The organism is Aeromicrobium sp. PFPM2_SD2, assembly GCF_057364525.1.
In genome coordinates this window covers 1-1161 of sequence record NZ_JBNFNZ010000610.1, presented here as the reverse complement: position 1 = coordinate 1161, position 1161 = coordinate 1, and the positions used below count along the sequence as shown (strand labels likewise).

1 protein-coding gene and 1 riboswitch are annotated in these 1161 nt (G+C 75.1%); the gene reads left to right on the top strand.

The features are described 5' to 3' along the window. The first annotated feature begins 203 nt into the window (after positions 1-203). Positions 204-347: riboswitch (cobalamin riboswitch) on the top strand. Positions 348-393: 46 nt separating this feature from the next. Next, positions 394-1161 (top strand): magnesium chelatase ATPase subunit I (locus tag AC2W7G_RS16840; protein ID WP_485869452.1); only part of this gene is annotated, 768 nt, incomplete at its 3' end.

Sequence of the window (1161 nt, the reverse complement as noted above, 5' to 3'; positions counted from 1 at the left end):
CACGTCGCCAGGCTGGCGGGGCGGCCGCCCGCAGCAGCGTCCGGGGCGCCCGCGCACGAGCGCGCGGGACGCGTCGGGCAGACCGGCCCACCCGTCGGCCCCGACACCGACGACGGTCACGTGCGCGCTCATGGTCGTGCACCCTAGCCGCGCACGTCCGGCACCCGGACCCCCTGTCCAGCACGGCCCCGTGCCGTCTAGGGTGTGCGTCGAAGGATCGAGGTGCCCCACGGCCGACGGCCACGGGGAGAATCTGGGAAGCCGGTGAGAGTCCGGCACAGGCCCGCTGCGGTGACTCAGGCACAGACCTGGGAAGTCCGAAGACCGGCCTCGGTCCGACCCACGACGCACCCGCGTCGCGGACCGTCGTGGCAGATCGAGCGGGAGCCTCACATGCCAGCGCAGTACCCCTTTTGTGCCGTCGTCGGCTCCGACGACATGAGCCTGGCCCTCACCCTGGTCGCGATCGACCCGCTCATCGGCGGCGTCCTGGTCCGCGGGGAGAAGGGCACCGCCAAGACCACCACCGTCCGCGGCCTCGCCGACGTCCTGCCGCCCGTGCGGACGTACGAGGGCGACCGGTTCTCGGCCGACCCCGACGACCCCGCCGCGGTCTCCCCCGACGGCCCGTTCGACGCCGGCACCCCGGTGGTCGAGCGTCCGGTGCGGCTCGTCGAGCTGCCGGTCGGCGCCAGCGACGACCGCGTCACCGGCGCGCTGCGGCTGGACTCCGCGCTGCGCGAGGGCAAGGTCGAGCTCGAGCCCGGCCTCCTCGCCCGTGCCCACCGCGGCCTGCTCTACGTCGACGAGGTCAACCTGCTGCACGACCACCTGGTCGACCTGCTGCTGGACGCCGCCGCCACCGGTCGGGTGAGCATCGAGCGCGACGGCCTCTCGGTCGAGCACGCCGCGCGGTTCGTGCTCATCGGCACCATGAACCCCGAGGAGGGCGAGCTGCGCCCGCAGCTGCTCGACCGGTTCGGCCTCACCGTCGAGGTCGCCGCGCCGCGCGACCCCGCCCTGCGCGTCGAGGTGGTGCGCCGGCGGCTCGCCTTCGACGCCGACCCCGAGGGCTTCGCCGCCCGGTGGGCCGCCGAGCAGGACGCCCTGCGCGACCGGCTGGCCGCCGCGCAGGACCTCGTTTCCCAGGTCGTGCTCGAC